16 protein-coding genes and 1 tRNA gene are annotated in these 16689 nt (G+C 69.3%); 10 read left to right on the top strand and 7 right to left on the bottom strand.

Annotated features, from left to right (window positions below):
* Positions 1–218: 218 nt before the first annotated feature.
* Positions 219–1484 (top strand): transcriptional regulator, encoded by a 1266-nt coding sequence (locus HNR23_RS23370; RefSeq protein ID WP_184078768.1) that lies wholly within the window; start codon positions 219–221, stop codon positions 1482–1484.
* A 165-nt stretch (positions 1485–1649) separates the two neighbouring features.
* Here the strand turns inward: HNR23_RS23370 and hisC are convergent, their stop codons facing one another.
* A complete protein-coding gene (gene hisC / locus HNR23_RS23365) occupies positions 1650–2738 on the bottom strand; it encodes a histidinol-phosphate transaminase (RefSeq protein ID WP_184078766.1) in 1089 nt (362 codons plus the stop codon).
* 110 nt (positions 2739–2848) lie between these two features.
* Here hisC and HNR23_RS23360 point away from each other — a divergent pair, with 110 nt between their 5' ends.
* The gene (locus tag HNR23_RS23360; RefSeq protein WP_184078764.1) at positions 2849–3586 is read left to right on the top strand and encodes a hypothetical protein; all 738 of its coding nucleotides are present in this window, start codon (positions 2849–2851) and stop codon (positions 3584–3586) included.
* Positions 3587–3795: 209 nt separating this feature from the next.
* Here HNR23_RS23360 and HNR23_RS23355 read toward each other — a convergent pair whose 3' ends face one another.
* Entirely contained in the window at positions 3796–4764 is a 969-nt protein-coding gene (locus HNR23_RS23355) for a MauE/DoxX family redox-associated membrane protein (RefSeq protein WP_184078762.1), read from the bottom strand.
* 7 nt (positions 4765–4771) lie between these two features.
* The gene (locus tag HNR23_RS23350; RefSeq protein ID WP_184078760.1) at positions 4772–5725 is read right to left on the bottom strand and encodes a hypothetical protein; all 954 of its coding nucleotides are present in this window, start codon (positions 5723–5725) and stop codon (positions 4772–4774) included.
* 388 nt (positions 5726–6113) lie between these two features.
* Here HNR23_RS23350 and HNR23_RS23345 point away from each other — a divergent pair, with 388 nt between their 5' ends.
* Positions 6114–6632, top strand: a complete 519-nt coding sequence (locus tag HNR23_RS23345) for a SigE family RNA polymerase sigma factor (protein ID WP_184078758.1) — start codon at positions 6114–6116, stop codon at positions 6630–6632.
* Positions 6633–6724: 92 nt separating this feature from the next.
* Positions 6725–6813, top strand: a tRNA-Ser gene (locus tag HNR23_RS23340).
* 334 nt (positions 6814–7147) lie between these two features.
* Here HNR23_RS23340 and HNR23_RS26400 read toward each other — a convergent pair.
* Positions 7148–7528: a hypothetical protein gene (locus tag HNR23_RS26400; RefSeq protein WP_221308228.1), complete on the bottom strand. Its 381-nt coding sequence runs from the start codon at positions 7526–7528 to the stop codon at positions 7148–7150.
* Positions 7529–8071: 543 nt separating this feature from the next.
* On the opposite strand from HNR23_RS26400, the gene HNR23_RS23330 reads away from it, so the two are divergent.
* From HNR23_RS23330 to HNR23_RS23320, 3 genes are all read left to right on the top strand, one after another.
* The gene (locus HNR23_RS23330; RefSeq protein WP_184078756.1) at positions 8072–9346 is read left to right on the top strand and encodes an MFS transporter; all 1275 of its coding nucleotides are present in this window, start codon (positions 8072–8074) and stop codon (positions 9344–9346) included.
* A 76-nt stretch (positions 9347–9422) separates the two neighbouring features.
* The gene (locus HNR23_RS23325) at positions 9423–10769 is read left to right on the top strand and encodes a preATP grasp domain-containing protein (RefSeq protein ID WP_184078754.1); all 1347 of its coding nucleotides are present in this window, start codon (positions 9423–9425) and stop codon (positions 10767–10769) included.
* Positions 10766–11875, top strand: a complete 1110-nt coding sequence (locus HNR23_RS23320; protein ID WP_184078752.1) for a scyllo-inosamine-4-phosphate amidinotransferase — start codon at positions 10766–10768, stop codon at positions 11873–11875. The genes HNR23_RS23325 and HNR23_RS23320 overlap by 4 nt, the downstream gene beginning before the upstream one ends.
* Before the next feature lie 149 nt (positions 11876–12024).
* Here the strand turns inward: HNR23_RS23320 and HNR23_RS23315 are convergent, their stop codons facing one another.
* Positions 12025–12273 (bottom strand): hypothetical protein, encoded by a 249-nt coding sequence (locus HNR23_RS23315; protein WP_184078750.1) that lies wholly within the window; start codon positions 12271–12273, stop codon positions 12025–12027.
* Between HNR23_RS23315 and HNR23_RS23310 the strand changes: the two genes are divergently transcribed.
* Positions 12184–12861, top strand: a complete 678-nt coding sequence (locus HNR23_RS23310) for a DUF5753 domain-containing protein (protein ID WP_221308910.1) — start codon at positions 12184–12186, stop codon at positions 12859–12861. The genes HNR23_RS23315 and HNR23_RS23310 overlap by 90 nt on opposite strands.
* Before the next feature lie 9 nt (positions 12862–12870).
* The gene (locus HNR23_RS23305) at positions 12871–13056 is read left to right on the top strand and encodes a DUF397 domain-containing protein (RefSeq protein WP_184078746.1); all 186 of its coding nucleotides are present in this window, start codon (positions 12871–12873) and stop codon (positions 13054–13056) included.
* A 96-nt stretch (positions 13057–13152) separates the two neighbouring features.
* Here the strand turns inward: HNR23_RS23305 and HNR23_RS23300 are convergent, their stop codons facing one another.
* Complete coding sequence (locus tag HNR23_RS23300) at positions 13153–13725, bottom strand: TetR/AcrR family transcriptional regulator (protein ID WP_184078744.1); 573 nt, start codon at positions 13723–13725, stop codon at positions 13153–13155.
* A gap of 161 nt (positions 13726–13886) precedes the next feature.
* Between HNR23_RS23300 and HNR23_RS23295 the strand changes: the two genes are divergently transcribed.
* Entirely contained in the window at positions 13887–15110 is a 1224-nt protein-coding gene (locus HNR23_RS23295) for a beta-ketoacyl-[acyl-carrier-protein] synthase family protein (protein WP_184078742.1), read from the top strand.
* Between the two features lie 204 nt (positions 15111–15314).
* On the opposite strand, the gene HNR23_RS23290 is transcribed toward HNR23_RS23295, so the two are convergent.
* The gene (locus tag HNR23_RS23290; protein WP_184078740.1) at positions 15315–16583 is read right to left on the bottom strand and encodes a DUF4407 domain-containing protein; all 1269 of its coding nucleotides are present in this window, start codon (positions 16581–16583) and stop codon (positions 15315–15317) included.
* Positions 16584–16689 lie beyond the last annotated feature (106 nt).

Here is a 16689-nt window from a genome sequence, read left to right as displayed (position 1 = left end):
GGCCGATCTTCCGTCCAGGCTTTCAGCGTTCTGTGTGAAACGATCTTCATCCGCCCCGCACAATGGGTACGATCGCGGCAATCATGCCGTGACAGAAACAGGTTCGGGAAACCAGTGGGCGCACATAGTGAAGAGCGTGGAATGGTAGCGGGGAGCAGCCCGAGGTGAGTGCGCAGCGTACTGGCGATTTGACAATTGGTGTCATTGGGCCGCATGAGGTGGTGGAGCGCATCATGCTCATGGGGCCGGGGTCGACCGGCCCGCTCAACGCCAGACTCATCGCCGCCGCCTATCGAGACGAGCAAGAGGCGACCGACAAGGTACTGCGCCTCGGGTCAGCGATCGACGCCTATCTGTTCGCGAGCCCCGTCCCCTATGAGTTCGCACGTAAGGCGGGTGTGCTGACCATGCCCGCCACCTACGTGCCGCTGGGCGGGGCCAGCCTGCACGAGGCCCTCCTGCGGGCCACGTTGGACGAGAGATTCGAACCGACCCGGGCCAGCCTCGACGTCCTCGGCCGGGCCGACGTCGTCGAGGCCTACTCCGAGGTGGACCTGCCCGTCGACGGCATCCACGTGCATGAGGAGCTGACCAGTACGGCACAGCTGACCTCGTTCCACGAGGGGCTGTGGCGGCGCAAGGCCACCCGGATGGCCATCACCTGTGTCCGGGGTGTGGCCGAGCGGCTGGAGGCGATCGGGGTTCCGGTGATCCGGCTCCGCCCGACCAACGCCGGTGTGCGCAGCGCCCTGCAGACCGCCGGTCTGCTCGGTGCGCACCACCGGTTGGAGGAGGCGCAGCTGGGGGTGGTGATCGTCGACGTCCCGACACTGCGCGACTCCACCCGGCGCTCCACGCCGCGCTACTGGCGCGACGAGCTGCGGCTGGCCCTGCACCGGCTGCTGCTGCAGGAGGCGCACCGGATCAACGCGGCGGCCCACCCGGTGGACGACCACACCTTCATGATCACCGCGACGCGGGGATCGCTGGTGTCGGCCACGGAGGGGTTCCGCCAACCGCCGTTCGTGGAGCGGATCAAGACCGAGCTCGGCATCGCGATCGAGGTCGGCATCGGCATGGGGCGCACCACGCAGGACGCCGAGACCCACGCCCGTGCGGCGCTGAGCCGGGCGCAGGCGACCCGGCAGAGCTTCGCGGTCGATCGGGAGGGCCGTTCGCTGGTCCCCGCGCAGCGGGCGCCGCAACGCCAGTCGGCGGAGCCGTTGCGGACCAAGGGCCGCGAGACCCTGGTGCGGCTTTCGGAGAAGATCGCCGAGGAGGACGGCCCGCTGGTGGTCGACGCGGAGAACGCCGGGCGGATGCTCGGGGTCACCCCGCGTACCGCGCGGCGGCTGCTGCGCACGCTCGTCGAGGAGGGGCTGGCCTGGCCGCTGCCGCCCAACCGCACGCTGCAGCCGGGGCGTCCGCGCCAGCTGTACCGGCTCATCGTGGAGAAGCTGGACAAGGACAAGGCCGGGAAGTAGCCCGGTGGCGCGAGGTCGAGCCGGTCGGCGGCGCGACCACGTCCGCGCAGGGGGCGGGCCGCGGTGTGCACCGCGGCCCGCCCCCTGCGTCGTCTCGCCGCGTTCCCGGACGGGTGGTGCCGTGCTCGCCGCCCGCGGCGCGCACCGCGGGCGGCCGTTGGGCACTCAGCCCGTGTTGCGGGTCGGATAGGCCTGGGCGGCGGCCAGGAAGGCGTCGTCGTCCTCCGGCGTGCCGATGCTGATCCGCAGGCCCTCTCCGGCGAACGGGCGCACGGCCACACCGGCGGCCTCGCACGCGGCGGCGAAGTCGAGGGTGGCCTCGCCCATCCGCAGCCAGACGAAGTTCGCCTCGGTGGGCGGGACCGCCCAGCCGTCGGCGAGCAGGGCGTCGCGCACCCGGCCGCGCTCCTTCACGGTGCGCTCCACGCGCTCCAGCAGCTCGTTCTCGGCCTCCAGCGAGGCGAGCGCGGCGGCCTGGGCGAGGTGGTTGACGGCGAACGGCACCATGGTCTTGCGGACGGCGGACGCGACGTGCGGGTGGCCGATGAGGAAGCCCACGCGCAGCGCGGCCAGGCCGTAGGCCTTGGAGAAGGTGCGCAGCACGGCGACGTTGGGGCGGTCGCGGTACAGGTCGAGGCCGTCGGGGACCTGGGGGTCGCGGACGTATTCGCGGTAGGCCTCGTCCAGGACCACCAGGACGTGGTCGGGGACGCGGTCCAGGAACGCCCGCAGTTCGGCCTCGCGCACGGTGGTTCCGGTGGGGTTGTTCGGGTTGCAGACGAGGACCATGCGCGTTCGGTCGGTGATGGCGTCGGCGAGCGCGTCGAGGTCGTGGGTCTCGTCGCGCAGGGGCACGCGCACCGACGTCGCGTCGGCCAGGTCGGCGAGCAGCGGGTAGGCCTCGAACGAGCGCCAGGCGTAGACGACCTCGGCCCCGGGCTCGGAGGTGGCCTCCAGGAGCTGCTGGAGCACGCCCACGGAGCCGGCGCCGACGGCCACGTGGTCGTCGGGGACGCCGAACCGGGTGGCCAGGGCACCGGTGAGGGCGGTGGCCCCGGTGTCGGGATAGCGGTTGATCTCGGTGGCGGCCGCGGCCACGGCGTCGAGGACCGAGGGCAGCGGACCGTAGGGGCTCTCGTTGGAGGAGAGCTTCACCGACCGCCCGTCGGGACCGACGACTTTTCGGCCCGGTACGTAGGCGGGGATGGAACTAAGTACAGCCCGGAAATACGACGAATTCCGCTCCGACACCATTGTCCTTCCTCGATACTCTGTGCAAGTCCAAGGATACGCACGGCGATGACCCGCCGAAAACGCCCACTCGGACCTCAGCGGCAATATCGCACAGAAGAGGAAATAGCACCATGGAGTACCCGCGTTCGCTACGCACGGTCGTCGCACTAGGACTCGGCGCCACAATTTTTGCCGGCGCACTCACCGCTTGTAGCCCCATGCTCGGCGGCGAGGAGTCCGACGACCCCAACGCCAAGGAGGCGGCCAAGCTGCGCGACGCGCAGCTCGTGCAGTTCGGCGACGCCAAGGTCCTCCCCGAGCAGAGCGAGCAGGGCACCTACTCCCGCCTCGCCACCGTCCGGCAGACCGAGGAGCTGCGCGAATCCGCCGGGCTGGACCAGCACGAGTGCCTGGACGCGGCCAGCCGGTGGGGGCGCCTGCCGGAGGTCCGCGAGGCGCCCACGGCGCTGGCGACCTTCCTCCGCGGGGAGGACACGATCGCGCACATGCTGATCGCCACGGGCGAGGCGGCCGCCCAGGAGGTGGTCGACGCCCCACTGCCGGACGAGTGCGAGAGCTACGAGGGGAAGTTCGAGGAGGAGGACGGCACCGTGTCCTACCGGGTGGACGGGCTCGACATCGAGGATGTGGCCGACGCGTCCCGCGCCTACGGGGTGGTGACCGAGACGGCGGGCGAGGAGGAGGACACCGACGAGACGCTGCTGCTGTACAGCCTCCTCTACCGCAACGGGGACAACCTGGGGATCACCACCATCTTCGGTATCGACGAGGACAGGGATTACGAGGAGACACTGAAGGCGTTCACCGAAGCGGCGGTGGAGCGCGAGGACCTTGTCTTCCCCCGGTGACCCCCGCGGCGGGACCGGGGCCCGGTGGCGCTGAAGGCGGAGATGCACTAGAGTCAGGACCAATCGAACTGGCGTTCGAATTGATCGGACGTGGGTGGCGCGGTCCCGGCAGCGCACTCGTTCGGCCTGGCGGCGGTAGGGCCGCGCGGGGTCGGACGCGCCCCCACGTCCCTATCACGACCCCGCCTTCCCACTCCGCCAAGCGGTCCTCAGCCGGACGCGGTCTTCGCGGGGTTCTCCACCGGGATCACCGAGTCGGGCAGTTGGGAGATCTCCCGCTCACCCGGCGCGGCCAGCGCCGACCGGGCCGCCACCTCGCCCAGCGTCGCCAGGGTCTCCCCGGTCTCGGCGTCGCTGATGGCCGCGCGGACCGGAGGACGGCGCCCCTTCACGTGCACGCCGAACACGACGTCCACCGGTCGGCCGTCCCGTGTGCCCGCGAACCGGACGAAGCGCCAGCACGCGTGGCGCCACACGTCCACCGGGCCCGCGGAGGGGTCGTCGAGCAGGGCGGTGTTGGCCCGCCAGACGTCGCTTGCGTGCAATCGGGACAGGGTGCGCCGCAGCGGCACCTCGCGCAGTTCGCAGGGCTCCCCCTGGACCACGCGCAGCGCCAGCTCCCGGAGTTCCGGGGAGAGGAGGGCGAGCAGCGCCACCTCGACCCCGATGGCGACCAGGTGCGTGGGGGTGGGGGCGGCGAGGACGACGGCACCGGTGGACTCCAGGCCGAGGGTGGCCGCGGCCGCGGCGGCGAAGACCAGCGCCCGCACGATCGCACGCCAGCCCACCGGGGTCGTGCTCAGCCCCCCGAAGCAGCCGCAGCCCAGCTCCGGGTCGCGCTGGCGCAGCCGGAGCAGCAGGAGTGCCGCCAGGACGAACAGCACCGCCGTGGCGCCCCGCGCGATGTCGCCCGGCAGCGCGGCGAGTGTGAGCAGCCCGACGGCGAGCACGGCTTCGAGCGAGCCGTTGGCCAGCTCGAAGCGGCGCTGGAAGCGGGACGGCAGCAGCGCCGTGGGCCCGCGCCCCTGCCCCGACCGGTCGGCGAACTTGGCGACCGCGCCGAGGAGGAGGACCAGGGCCAGGACCGGCAGCTGGATCTCGCGCACGACCTGCACCACGTCGCCCGCGGCCGCGACTCCGGCCGCGTCGGTCACGTTGATCGCATCGATCACGAGCATCGTCTCGTCACCCCACCGTCAGCGTCGCGTTGAAGCATCCGGACTCCGGGCTGCCGCCGAGAGCCACGAAGCTCATCAGGGTCAGCTGGGCGATGCGCCCGCTGGCGTCGCTCTCACAGGCCGTGCAGCGGTCACAGAAGCGGCCGGCGGCCGATCCGCAGGAGAGGACCGGGATCGCGGCGGATCCGCCCGTGCAGTCATTGCGCAGTGTGAACGTCGTGCCGAGGGAGAGGAGCGGCAGCGGGCCGCAGCTCTCCCCGCGGTCGCACTCCACGCCGCAGTCCGCGGCGGGGTCCAGTGCCGGGTAGGCGGCGCCCGCCGCGCGGGCGAGCGGGTTGACGTGCGTCGAGCGGCCCAGCGCCGGGTCGTACCAGCCGATGGTGCCCGACACCGCGCCGGGGAAGCGGTAGACGCGCGGGCGGCGCGGGGCCTCGTCGACCGGGTGGGGGGCCTGGGTGGTGGCCGGTATCAGCGCGTGCACGGTGCCGTCGTGCCACTGGCCGATGGCGTCGAAGAGGTAGCCGGGTTCCAGGACCGGGTGGCGCACCCCGATACGGCCCGAGGAGCGGTAGGGGATGACGACGGTGCGGCGCGGGCGGCCGTGGCCCTCGTCGACCTCCAGCGCGTCGCCGTCACGGGCGGTGATCACGCCGGTGACGCGGGCGATCTGCGCCCAGACGCGTTCGGCCACCCAGCGCCCGCCGTGGGCACATCGGATGACCACGTCGTCGCCGGGGCGCAGCTGTGCGAAGTCGACGTCGCCGCCGCGCCAGATCCGGGTGGAGCGCTCGAAGAGGAAGGGCTCCTCACCTCGGGGGGTCGCGATGCGCAGCATGTGCGGGGTGATGTCGAGGACGACCCCGCGCGCCACCCGGGTCGGCAGCGCATCGGCCGTCGGCACCGCGTCCTCACCGAGGACGGCCGTGGCGAGCCGTCTCCGGTCCCCTACATCTACTGACATCGCCCCTCCTGTTCCGCCGTGCCCCGTTCCATTTTCGCGATCCGTTCCCAGGTCAGGGCGGAACACGCCGGTCAGAGCGGTTTTCGTGACCGATCCCGGGTTACGGCCGGTGCGAAACGCCCGGAGGGTCGGACGCGAAACGCGCGCCGGGTGGCGTACGGGATCCCCCACGGGCTGGTTACTGCCGGTTCCGCCCCATACTCCGCGTTTGTTCGAACATGATGCGAAAGAGATCTGATCATTACGTAACGCGTGCAACAGTGAGGAACAAGGTGAAGAATGTGACCGAGACCACGTCGAGGCCCACAAGGGCGGACGCGTAACCGAGACCACGCAACCACCCGAACGGGCGGCACGATGTGGTCGCGAGCCCGGATCGGTGGTCCGTGTGAAAGACACGACGCGGCGAACCAGGTACGAGGAGTTCTCCGGCTACGTCGACGAGCGTGGCCCGACCCTGCTGCGGATGGCGCGATCACTGACGGGCAACCGTGCCGACGCCGAGGACCTGCTGCAGGCCGCCCTGCTCAAGACCTTCTTCGCGTGGGACCGGATCAACAGCCCCGGCGCGCGCGACGGGTACGTGCGCCGGGCCATGGTCAACACCCAGATCTCGGAGTGGCGGCGCAAGCACCTGGAGATCTTCCCCACCGAGGAGATTCCCGAGCAGCAGGTCGACGACCCCACGTGGAAGAGCGACCTCGCCGACGTGGTCCACCGCGCCGTGGACCGCCTCCCGGAGCGGCAGCGGGCCACGGTGATGCTGCGCTACTACGAGGACATGTCCGAGGCCCAGATCGCCGAACAGCTCGGCGTCACGATCGGCACGGTCAAGAGCACCCTCTCTCGCGCCGTCGCCAAGCTGCGCCTCGACGCCGATCTCGCCATCGAACGCGCCATGTCCTGAACCGCCCCGGACCGCCCCGGCGACCGGCCCCCACCGCCGCGCGCATTCGTTTTGCACGTCCACCCCCGCACTCTGTACGCTTAGGGCTGCCAGGAGGATTCGCCTAGTCAGGTCTATGGCGCCGCACTGCTAATGCGGTTAGGGAGCGATCCCTTCCGGGGTTCAAATCCCCGATCCTCCGCAGGTCAGCCGGGGTCTCGCGCATCGCGCGAGGCTCCGGCTTCTCCGTTCGCCAGCAGTGGCCACCGTGCCCGTGCATCGCGCGCCCCGCCTCCGCACAGACGGCTTCCCCCAGCCGCCGGTCCCTGGACCGGCCGACAGGCTGACCCCGGACACCGGGGAACACCAGGTCACGGCAGGTGGGGGCAAGCGGTCCACTGAGCGGCCTTGTCTGCGGCCGGGTGCGGGGCGGGGCGCCCCCTGACGCCCGATTCGCCACTGTTCGCGCATGAGGCTGCGCAACGACCATGGGATTCAGTCCGACAAACCAGACGCCACCAGATGCGAACCCATGATCACCGCTCCAGACGGACCGAAAGACATCCAGAACACGCTTTCCGGCCCCGCCGCGCCACTGCGCCAGTGTCCGGGATGGCAAACGGCACCTGCGCGGGGGTGGTGTGGCGTAGCCCGTCGGCGATCGTGGTCGGCGCCGGGATCCGCACCCGTTCGCCTGCGGATAGCGATTTCCGGGTGTCGGCGCCGGCGTCCGGCTCGACGCCGACCACCGGCGCGCCGACGCCGTCGTGCGTGGCACCGGTGCCTTCGACGACGAGTAGGTCAGAGAGGTCAGAGAGGTCAGAGAGAGACCGATCGAACCACAACGAGGGCTCTGCGGCAACACCCGGAATACGGACATCTTTCACTTCGGTTTTATCGCTGCGCTCTAGTCCCACGTCAAATTCACCGGGATCACGTCAGCGCTCCCGAGCGGACATGAGCGAAGAGGAGGGGATGGCCATAAGCGGCCACACCATCCCTCTTGAACGTGCTGCCAATTCTAGGATTGCATGGTCACCGTTCTTGAGATCCCGCCGAACCTGGGCCGACCCGCCCCAAGGCACACACCCGAGGATGGCCCAGCCATACCCCGGCAGCCACCGCGCCCGGACGAAATTTCAGCCACTTCGCCCAGGCCCGGCAATCACGATCGGTGAAGATCCGGGCACACCGAAGACACCTTGCCATTCACGCCCCCCGAACATTAAAGTTCCCCGAGCACACCCCGATGTGCTCTTTTCCCTACACCGCGATCGGAGGGTTCGACAATGACCATGCCCTTCTAACGATAAATCCGACCTCACCCGCGAAGTAAACAGAAGAACAACCGAGGAGGGCGGAGCGGAATTGTTTCCTCCTCACTCCGCCCTCCTGCCGACGTCGGGTTCGGCCCGGACGCCGGAAACCCAGGGAACCCGATAACGACCTTGAGGACCTCTATGAAGTCAATGGTGGTACGAGCAGCCAGGAGATCCCCCTACTGGCCCGTACTGACCCATCCTCTTCTCCGACGGGTCCTACCTGGCATCGGGGTCTCCGCACTCGGCGGGGGGATGAGCGCCGTCGCTGTCAGCTGGCTGGCGATGGAACTCGCCCCTGCCGATCAGCGGGCGGCCTGGGTCGCAGCTGCGGTCGCCGCCTACACCCTGCCCGGCGCGGTCGGAGCCTTCGTCCTGGGCGGGCTGCTCAACGGACGAAGCGGAGCGCAGCTGGCGGGGTGGGACGCCCTCCTGCGCGCCGCAGCACTGCTGGCGATTCCCATCTTCCACGTCTTCGACGCGTTGAGCATCCTGCTGTACGTGCTGCTCCTCGGCGTCTCCTCCATCTTGAGCGCCTGGGGCAAGGCCGGACGCTACACCATGCTCTCCGAGCTGCTCGACAAGAAACACCACCTGGCCGGGAACTCCGTCGTCAACGTGATGCTGGAGCTGTCCACGGTCGTCGGCCCGCTCCTGGCCGCCCTGGTCATCGAACAGGGAGGGCCTGAGCACGTCTTGGCCATCGTGGCGCTCTCCTTCGCGGTCCTCGCCGCCACCTACCGGTTCGCGGTACCCAGGGATGCGGAGAGGAGCGGGGTCAAGGCCGGCGCCTCTCGCTCCGAGGGACTCAGGACCATCGGTCGCGACCCCGGCCTGCTCGGCCTGGTGGTGCTCTCCTTCGGTTTCTTCCTCTTCTTCGGGCCCTCCAGTGTGGCCATCCCCCTGTACGTGGTGGAGGACCTGGAGGCCTCCGCGACCACGCTCGCCGGCTTCTACACGGCCTTCGGTGTCGGCGCCGTCGTGGGCGCGCTTCTCACCGGCTACTTGCGCAACCTGCCGATGCTTCCCACGACGATCGTCATCGTTCTGGGATTCGGCCTCTCACTGATACCGCTCGGCCTGGGTTTTCCCGTGCTCGTCGCCTGGGCCTCCTTCGGCGTGTGCGGGCTCTTCTGGGGACCGTTCCCCTCCACCACGACAGCCCTGTTCCAGGCGTCGGCCCCGCCCTCGGCACTGCCCCAGGTCCTGGCCGCCCGCAGCGCGGTCATCAGTGTCGCCACTCCCGTCGGCGCCATGATGGGAGCGCCTCTCATCCTCCTGCTCGGTGCACAGGGCACCCTTCTCCTGTCCGCTGCCTGCATCACGTCCCTGGGCATATTGTCGCTGCTCCTCAGAACGGCGGCGACAGCGTTTCGTGAAAGCAAGCAGGATCAGGACGAACAGGCCACCCCCTGATCTCCGAGGATGATACGCAGTCTCTCTTTTCCGCTCGCCGATCGGAAGACGATCCCCGCACGAAGAGGAGAACTCCATGTCCAAGATGATCATCGTGAACGCCCCCGAGGAAATGGTGGGCGACCTGGACAGGATCCCCGAGGAAAAAATGCGGGCATTCGGCCTGGGGGCACAGCGCATACTGTGGTATGCGGAGAACAACGACGTGGTGGTCCTGCCCTCTCCGCCGACGCCTGGTTTCATGGCTTACGTTACCGCGCTGACCGGGGTCGATGCCGCGTCGCTGAGAATCGTGGTTCCTCCCCCAGGACGTTGGGGCTCACACATTCTCACGGGTGATCGCCTCCTCGACCCGATCTTCCACACGGCTTTGAAGAAAGCCATCGCCGATGATCCGGTCGATCACGTCGTGTGCACGTACAGCGACCTGTCGATCACAGGGCTGGCATCGGCCGTGGGTATCGAGGGGGCCCTGCCGGGCTTCGCCTTCAGCGCCCAGGGAGGCGACTCCTTGGCCAACAGCAAGACGGTGTTCCGAGCCGTGGCAGCGGGCAACGGCATTCCCATAGCACCCGGTGTGATCACGGACCGGCCCGAGCACGCCGAGAACGCGATCACCTCCATCCTGGACCAGGGATTCGAGGTAATGGCCAAGCAGCAGTTCGCGGGCGGCGGACTCGGCAACGAGATCCTCAGCCGATCCGGGAATGTGCGCGCGGCCGGTGCCGGCAATGTGGTCGTGCTGCCCGACAGGTTGGCCGTACGGCGCTATGTGGAGGACCGCTGGTCCTGGCTGACCGGGTACAAGGGACACAGCCTGGTCATCGAGCGCTACTTCACCGGCTCGGTGACGGTCTACGCGGAGTTCGACGTCACCGACGAGGACTGCGTGCTCCGCGGCATGGGGGAAATCCTGATGGAACCGGTGGCCACCGGCGAGGTCATCCCGCCCCAGTCGGTCGGTCCCCCCGAACTCGATCGACTCGCCGAGCTCGGCAAGCGCGCTTGTGAACCTTTCCGCGCCATGGGATACCGGGGCACGCTGTGCGCGGACGCCATCCGGACCCCCTCCGGTGAACTGGTCTTCACCGAGGTCAATGGGCGACTCACCGCCTCCACTCACCTGCACGTCAACCTGATCGACCGCGTTGTGGGCGAAGAGCACCGGTCCACCAGGGTGTTCCTGGAGCGTGCGGGGCAGTGGGAGGCCCCCTCCTTCTCCGATGCCGTGCGTCGGCTGGAGGAGGCGGGCCTCGCATACGACCCGCTCACCCGGACGGGTGTCGTGGCCACCGCCGACTACACCCAGGCTCTGGGGCGCGTCACCTACTGCGTGGTCGCCGAGAACATCAACGAAGCGCACCGCTACGAGGAGCGCATCGCCGAACCCCTATCCGTCAGGCTCCCGGAGACAAGCGCATGAACCACAGCGCCATCGCGTCCTCGGAGGGATCGGACTCTCCCTCCGGCAAGGCGCCCGTCCACTCCTGGGACGAGTTCACCACTCTGCGGGAGGTGATCGTGGGTGACGCGACCCATGCCCGGATCCCCGACCAAACCGATCCCTCGGCATGGTTGAACTGCTATCCGGACCTATCCCCCGCCGAGTTGGCCGGGATCGAAACGGGATGCTATCCACACCACATCGTCGAGGAGTCCAATGAGGACCTGTCCGTACTGGTGGACACTCTCCGAAAACTCGGCATCACCGTCCATCAGCCCGCAGCCGTCGACCACGGTCTCGAATACGGAGGGCTCACCTGGCGGACTTCGGGCCGCAGCTCCTACTGCCCTCGTGATCTGACCCTCGTGGTCGGTAGCGCCATCATCGAGAGTCCCAGCCCCATGCGGGCCCGCTACTTCGAGGCGTTGGGGCTGCGCCCGCTGTTTCAGGACTACCTCCTACAGGGCGCGCACTGGTTCGCGGCTCCGCGGCCCAGGCTCGATGACACCCTGTACGAGTACGACCAGGACGGGTTCCCCCTACTCGGGGAGGCCGAGCCCGCCTTCGAGGCGGCCAACTGCCTCAGGCTCGGCAGGGACGTCTTCTACCAGGTCTCCCGCAGCGGCAACGAGATGGGGCTGCGCTGGCTGGAGTCGACCATGCGGCTGCTGGGTGACATCCGTGTCCATCCCATGCGAGGTATCTACGACGGCACCCACATCGACAGCACCATCGCTCTGCTCCGCCCTGGCCTGGTGTTGCTCAACCCCGAACGGATCACGCCGGACACGATCCCGGACCTGTTCAAGGGCTGGGATGTGATCTGGTCACCCCCGATGAGAGTCGAGCCCACCGCTGTGCCGCACACGCTCAGCACGCCGTGGGTCGGCATGAACCTCCTGATGGTGGATGAGGAGACCGCTGTCGTCGACGGGACACAGACCGAGCTCATCCGAGTTCTGGAACGGCACGGCATCACCGCCATCCCTCTGGTCCTGCGGCACTCGCGTGTCCTGGGCGGTGGCTTCCACTGTGTCACGCTGGACGTGGTCAGAGACGGGGGGCCACAGGACTACCTCGACTGACCGGCCAAGGAAGCCCCGGGGAGAGGTGTCGTCCAACGCCTTCGGCTTCGACGGACAGAATCGGCTCCTGATTGCCGTGATCATCGGTGGAGAGGGGTGATCGCCCGGCCCTGCCCCCTCCGCGGGGCCGGGCGACCGGTCGGGGGGCGTCAGCCGCGGTCGGTTCGCACCCGGGCCAGGTGGGCCTGGACCTGGGCGAGGTCGGGGGTGACCTCGCGGACGTGGTAGCAGGAGGCGCCGCCGGAGCCGTGGAACATGGTCACGGTGTAGGTGTGGGCGCGCCGCTTGCCGGCGATGCGGGGCGGGATCTGCTCCCGGTAGGTGCAGCGGAACCGCGTCCCGTAGCGGCCGGTGGCCTCGGCCTGGGTCGCCGGTCGAAGGAGCGAGGCTGGTGGCATGAGTACGGCGATGTCTTCGGGGACTTCTTCGCAGCCTTCGAAGCCGAGGCTTCGGTCATCTCCTCCTACCAGCCCATTGTCATCCCGGGCTTGCTGCAGACGGCCGAGTACGCCGCAGCGGTCTCGCGTACGAGTCCAGCACGAACCGAGGAAGAGATCGACCGCATGGCCGCCGCCAGAATGCAGCGCCAGGAGATCCTGCGTCGTACGGATGCCCCTGATCTGCGGGCGGTCATCGATGAGCATGTGCTTCTACGGCTCGCGGTAATGCCCGATATCGCCGACGGCCAGTTCCGACACCTCATCGAGCAGGCGGAGGCGGTGAACTCGGAGGCGGTGAACTCGGAGGCGGTTCAGGTCCTGCCGATTTCGGTCGGGTTGCACGCTTCCACCCACGGATCGATGGTCATCCTCGACTACGCCGACGAGCGAGACCCCTCGATCGTCTATTTGGAGACCCGATCCGAGGGGCTATATCTGGAAGAACCAGCACAAGTCGCGGGATACCGGACAGCATTCGATCACGTCTGCATGGACGCGCTGTCCAAGGCGGATTCGATCGCTTTCCTGCGGCGATTCATTGATTGACGAGGCAAGATGCGTTCAGCACTGAACTTCCGCAAGTCCAGCTACAGCCCCAACGAGAGCGCGTGCGTCGAGGTGGCCGACCTTCCCCACGGCGCGGCCATCCGCGACACGCAGAACCGCTCCCTCGGCCATCTCACCTTCGGGGCCGCCGAGTGGCGCGCCTTCCTTCGCACGCTCCGGAAAGGGCGCTTCTAGCCCCTGCCGCTGACGCCCCCGATGCCGAGGCTTCGGGGGCTTCATCGTGTGTGGGCAGGTCCCCGTCGGAAAGGGCTGCCGCCCCCGCCCCAGGGGTCAGGCCGACAGCTTCCGGGCCAGGGATACGACGTAGGCGCGCAGATGCGCCGGGTCCTCCGCGTTGGACCCCAGGACGAGGCGCGTCATCTGGGGAAAGGCGAGTGGCCAGACGGCGATGCCGATGACGGCCAGAAAGGTGCTCGCGGCCGCCCTGTCGTCGAGTGGGGCGCCGGTCGCCTCGGCCAGGGCCGCGGCCTTGCGTGCGTAGTGCCCGCGCCGAAGGTCCTCGTCGGGGAGAGGGCCGGCCCCGTAGTGGAGCGCCTCCCACATCATCAGCCTCGTCAGCTCAGGGTTCTCCCGATGGAAATCGAAGACCCGCCCCGCGAACTCACCGGGGTCTCCGCACGGGAGTCCGACCTTGGCGGCGTGCTCGCTGAGAGCCTCCGCGACCACGGCGGCGAACAGGCACTCCTTGCTGCCGAAGTGGCCGTAGATACGTTCCTTGTTCACTCCGGCGTGCTCGGCGATGCGGTCGACGCGCGCGCCGCTCATGCCGTGCGCGGCGAACTCGGAGCGGGCGGCCGCCAGCAATCGGGCCCGGGTGTCTTCCGAGCGGCTCCTCATCGGCATACCAAGAGGCTAGCGCATGTCCATCCAACCAGTTGGTTTTCACTACCACATGAGCGAGCGCAAAGACTCGGCCAAGTCAGGGCAAACCTCCTGAGAACAGGATGGTGGGCGCGTGAAGTTGGATTGCAAACCAACCAGTATGTTGGATAGCGTCCACGACCATGCAGTCGAGCACCACTGACGCCTGGGTGACGGGCCTGGGCGCGATGACGCCCCTCGGAGCCGATGTCACCGCGACCTGGTCGGCCATGCGGGCGGCCGAGAACGGCATCGACGAGCTCAAGGAGGACTGGGCGGAGGACCTTCCGGTCCGCATCGCCGCCCAGCTGCGAAACGACCCCGCTGCGTCCCTGGAGCGCACTGCGGCCCGCAAGCTCGACCGCTGCGAGCAGATGGCGCTCGCCACCGCCCGCGATGCCTGGGCCGACGCAGGGACACCCGACGTGGACCCTGAGCGCCTGGCCGTGGCGATCGGAACCGGCATCGGCGGCGTCGGCTCACTCCTCGACCAGAACCGCGTCCTGGCGACCGGCGGCCCCCGGCGCGTCTCCCCCTACGCGGTGCCCATGCTGATGGCCAACGGCCCCGCCGCCTGGGTGAGCCTGGAGTTCGGTGCCCTCGCCGGCGTGCACGCCCCCGTGAGCGCTTGCGCCTCCGGGGCCGAAGCCCTCGCCCTCGGTCTCGACCTCATTCGCGCCGGGCGCGCCGACATGGTCATCGCCGGCGGCGTGGAGGCGAGTGTCCTGCCCCTGACCATGGCCGCCTTCGCCCGCATGATGGCGCTGTCGCCCGACAACGAGGACCCCACGCACGCCTGCCGCCCCTTCGACACCGGGCGCAACGGCTTCGTCCTGGGCGAGGGCGCCGCGATCGTCGTCCTGGAGCGGGCCGACCACGCGCGCGCCCGCGGCGTGGAGGCGCCCCACGGCCGACTGCTCGGCGCCGGCATCAGCTCCAGCGCCTCCCACATCACGGCATCCGACGCGGCCGGGCAGGTGCGCGCCATCCGGCGATCGCTCCGCGATGCGGACACGGCCCCGGGCGACGTGGGCATTGTGCACGCCCACGCCACCTCCACACCGCAGGGTGACGTGGCGGAAGCCCACGCGATCGCCGCCGCGCTGGGCACCCACCCCGCGGTGACCGCCACCAAATCCATGACCGGGCACCTCCTCGGCGCATCCGGCGCCCTGAGTGCCATCGCCGCGCTCCTCTCTCTGCGCGACGGCACCGTGCCACCAACCCGCAACGTGCAGGACCTCGACCCCGACGTCGGCCTCGACGTCGTCACAGGCACAGCCCGCCCCGGCCACTGGGACAGCGCCCTCGTCAACTCCTTCGGCTTCGGCGGCCACAACGTCTCCCTGCTCCTCGGCCGCCCCTGACCCGAAGCGCGCCCCGAACGCCCTGGCGCGCCCAGTGGCGGCCCAGGGGGTCAGCCGGCCACGTGGGGCCGCTCAGGTGATGACGGTCCCGTTCGCCATCGACGCGACCGGCTGTATCGGGCCGCGATCGGCACATGGCCCTCGGTCCTGTTGGGGAACGAGGGCCATTTACGTGGTCAGCGGCCGACTCAGGGGAACCCGTGATCAGCGGGGACTGTCGTCGGCCGCTGTGGGGGCATCGCCGCGGAACCTTGCGGCGAGGACATCGATCTGGGTGTTGAGGTCGGCGCCGCTTTGGGCACGGTCGGTGTGGGCCAGGAGGTCGGTGCGGCGGATGTGACGTTCCCGAGCCATCTCCCGGGTGCGGAGTTCCTCGTCCTTCTCGTCGGTCTCGCGGCGGTACCGGAGTTCGAGCTCCTTCTCGTAGAGGTCGGACTCCTGGCGGCGCTGGCGCGACCACAGTCGGTCGTAGGCGCTCACGCCGCCGAGCAGCTTGGTCAGGACGGGCAGCGCGTCGACGGTGATGAGGAGCAGGCGCAGCGCCCACTCCCCGATGAACACATACACGCTGTTCTGGGAGAGCCGGTGCAGCGCGTCCATCTCCTCCAAGATGCCGGCGTCGCCGCCCTCGTCGGCGCGTGCCGTGATCTTGTCGTCGATCTGCCTGGTCAGCGCGCTCTCGTAGGTGCCGGACGCCTCACCGACCTTGTTCTCCAGGGAGTCCACGGTTCCGTCGAGTTCGAGGAGCCGACGCTGGTGTTCGTCGAGTCGGCTGTCCGACCGGTAGTCGTCGGCCTCCTGTCGGAGACGCTGGCAGTTCGGCCCCTCGCCGGTGCGGCCGGTGAGGCCGTCCCCCTCCGTGCCGTTGCACTCGCGTCGCGCCAGGTCGTTCTTTGTCGCGAGCGTGCTCTCGATCTCCCCGATCCGTTCGGCGAGGTCATCGCGTTCTTCCGTGGCCGAGTCGAGCTCCTCTCGCACCGAGAGGAACGTCGAGTCGGACACCGTGATGAGGTGGTCGGCGCACTCCGGGTCATCGACCTTCTCTCCTGAGGCCGGGTTGCAGCGCCGCAGCATCGAGGCGTAGGCGTCCACCTCGTCCTGGGAGGTCCGCGCGACCTCCCGTTCGATCGCGGGTTGGAAGACGTACAGGAGCAGCGGCTCGGCGACGACGAAGCCGATGAGGACGGCCAGCGCGATACGCCCGGCCAGCACCCGCAGCTTCATGGCTCCGGCCGTCCCATGGGTGGTGGACACCAGCCAGCAGTCCAGGGCGAGGATCAGGGCGGCCCAGAACAGGGCGAGCGGTATCAGCAGGGGCCAGGGTGTGGGGGTGAACCGGCCGAGGCCGATCAGCGCGGCCAGTCCCGCCATGCACGCGGTCCCGAGGATGACCAGGCCCTGCCTGGTGTAGCGGGCGCGTTCGCCGGGATGCCAGTCGAGGAGCTCCTCGCTGACGCCCGTGAGTCTGCGCACCTGTCTTCCCCAGCCGGTGTCCGGCGCGGCCGGCCGGTACGGCGGCGGGGCCTGGTCGGGCGGCGGATGTGACGAGGGCGGGGGGAGAGGCGTCGAGCGCGTCGCG

The organism is Nocardiopsis mwathae (genome assembly GCF_014201195.1).
Classification (GTDB): Bacteria; Actinomycetota; Actinomycetes; order Streptosporangiales; family Streptosporangiaceae; genus Nocardiopsis_C; species Nocardiopsis_C mwathae.
The sequence above is the reverse complement of the archived record's forward strand: the minus strand, read 5'-3'. Positions and strand labels throughout refer to the sequence as shown.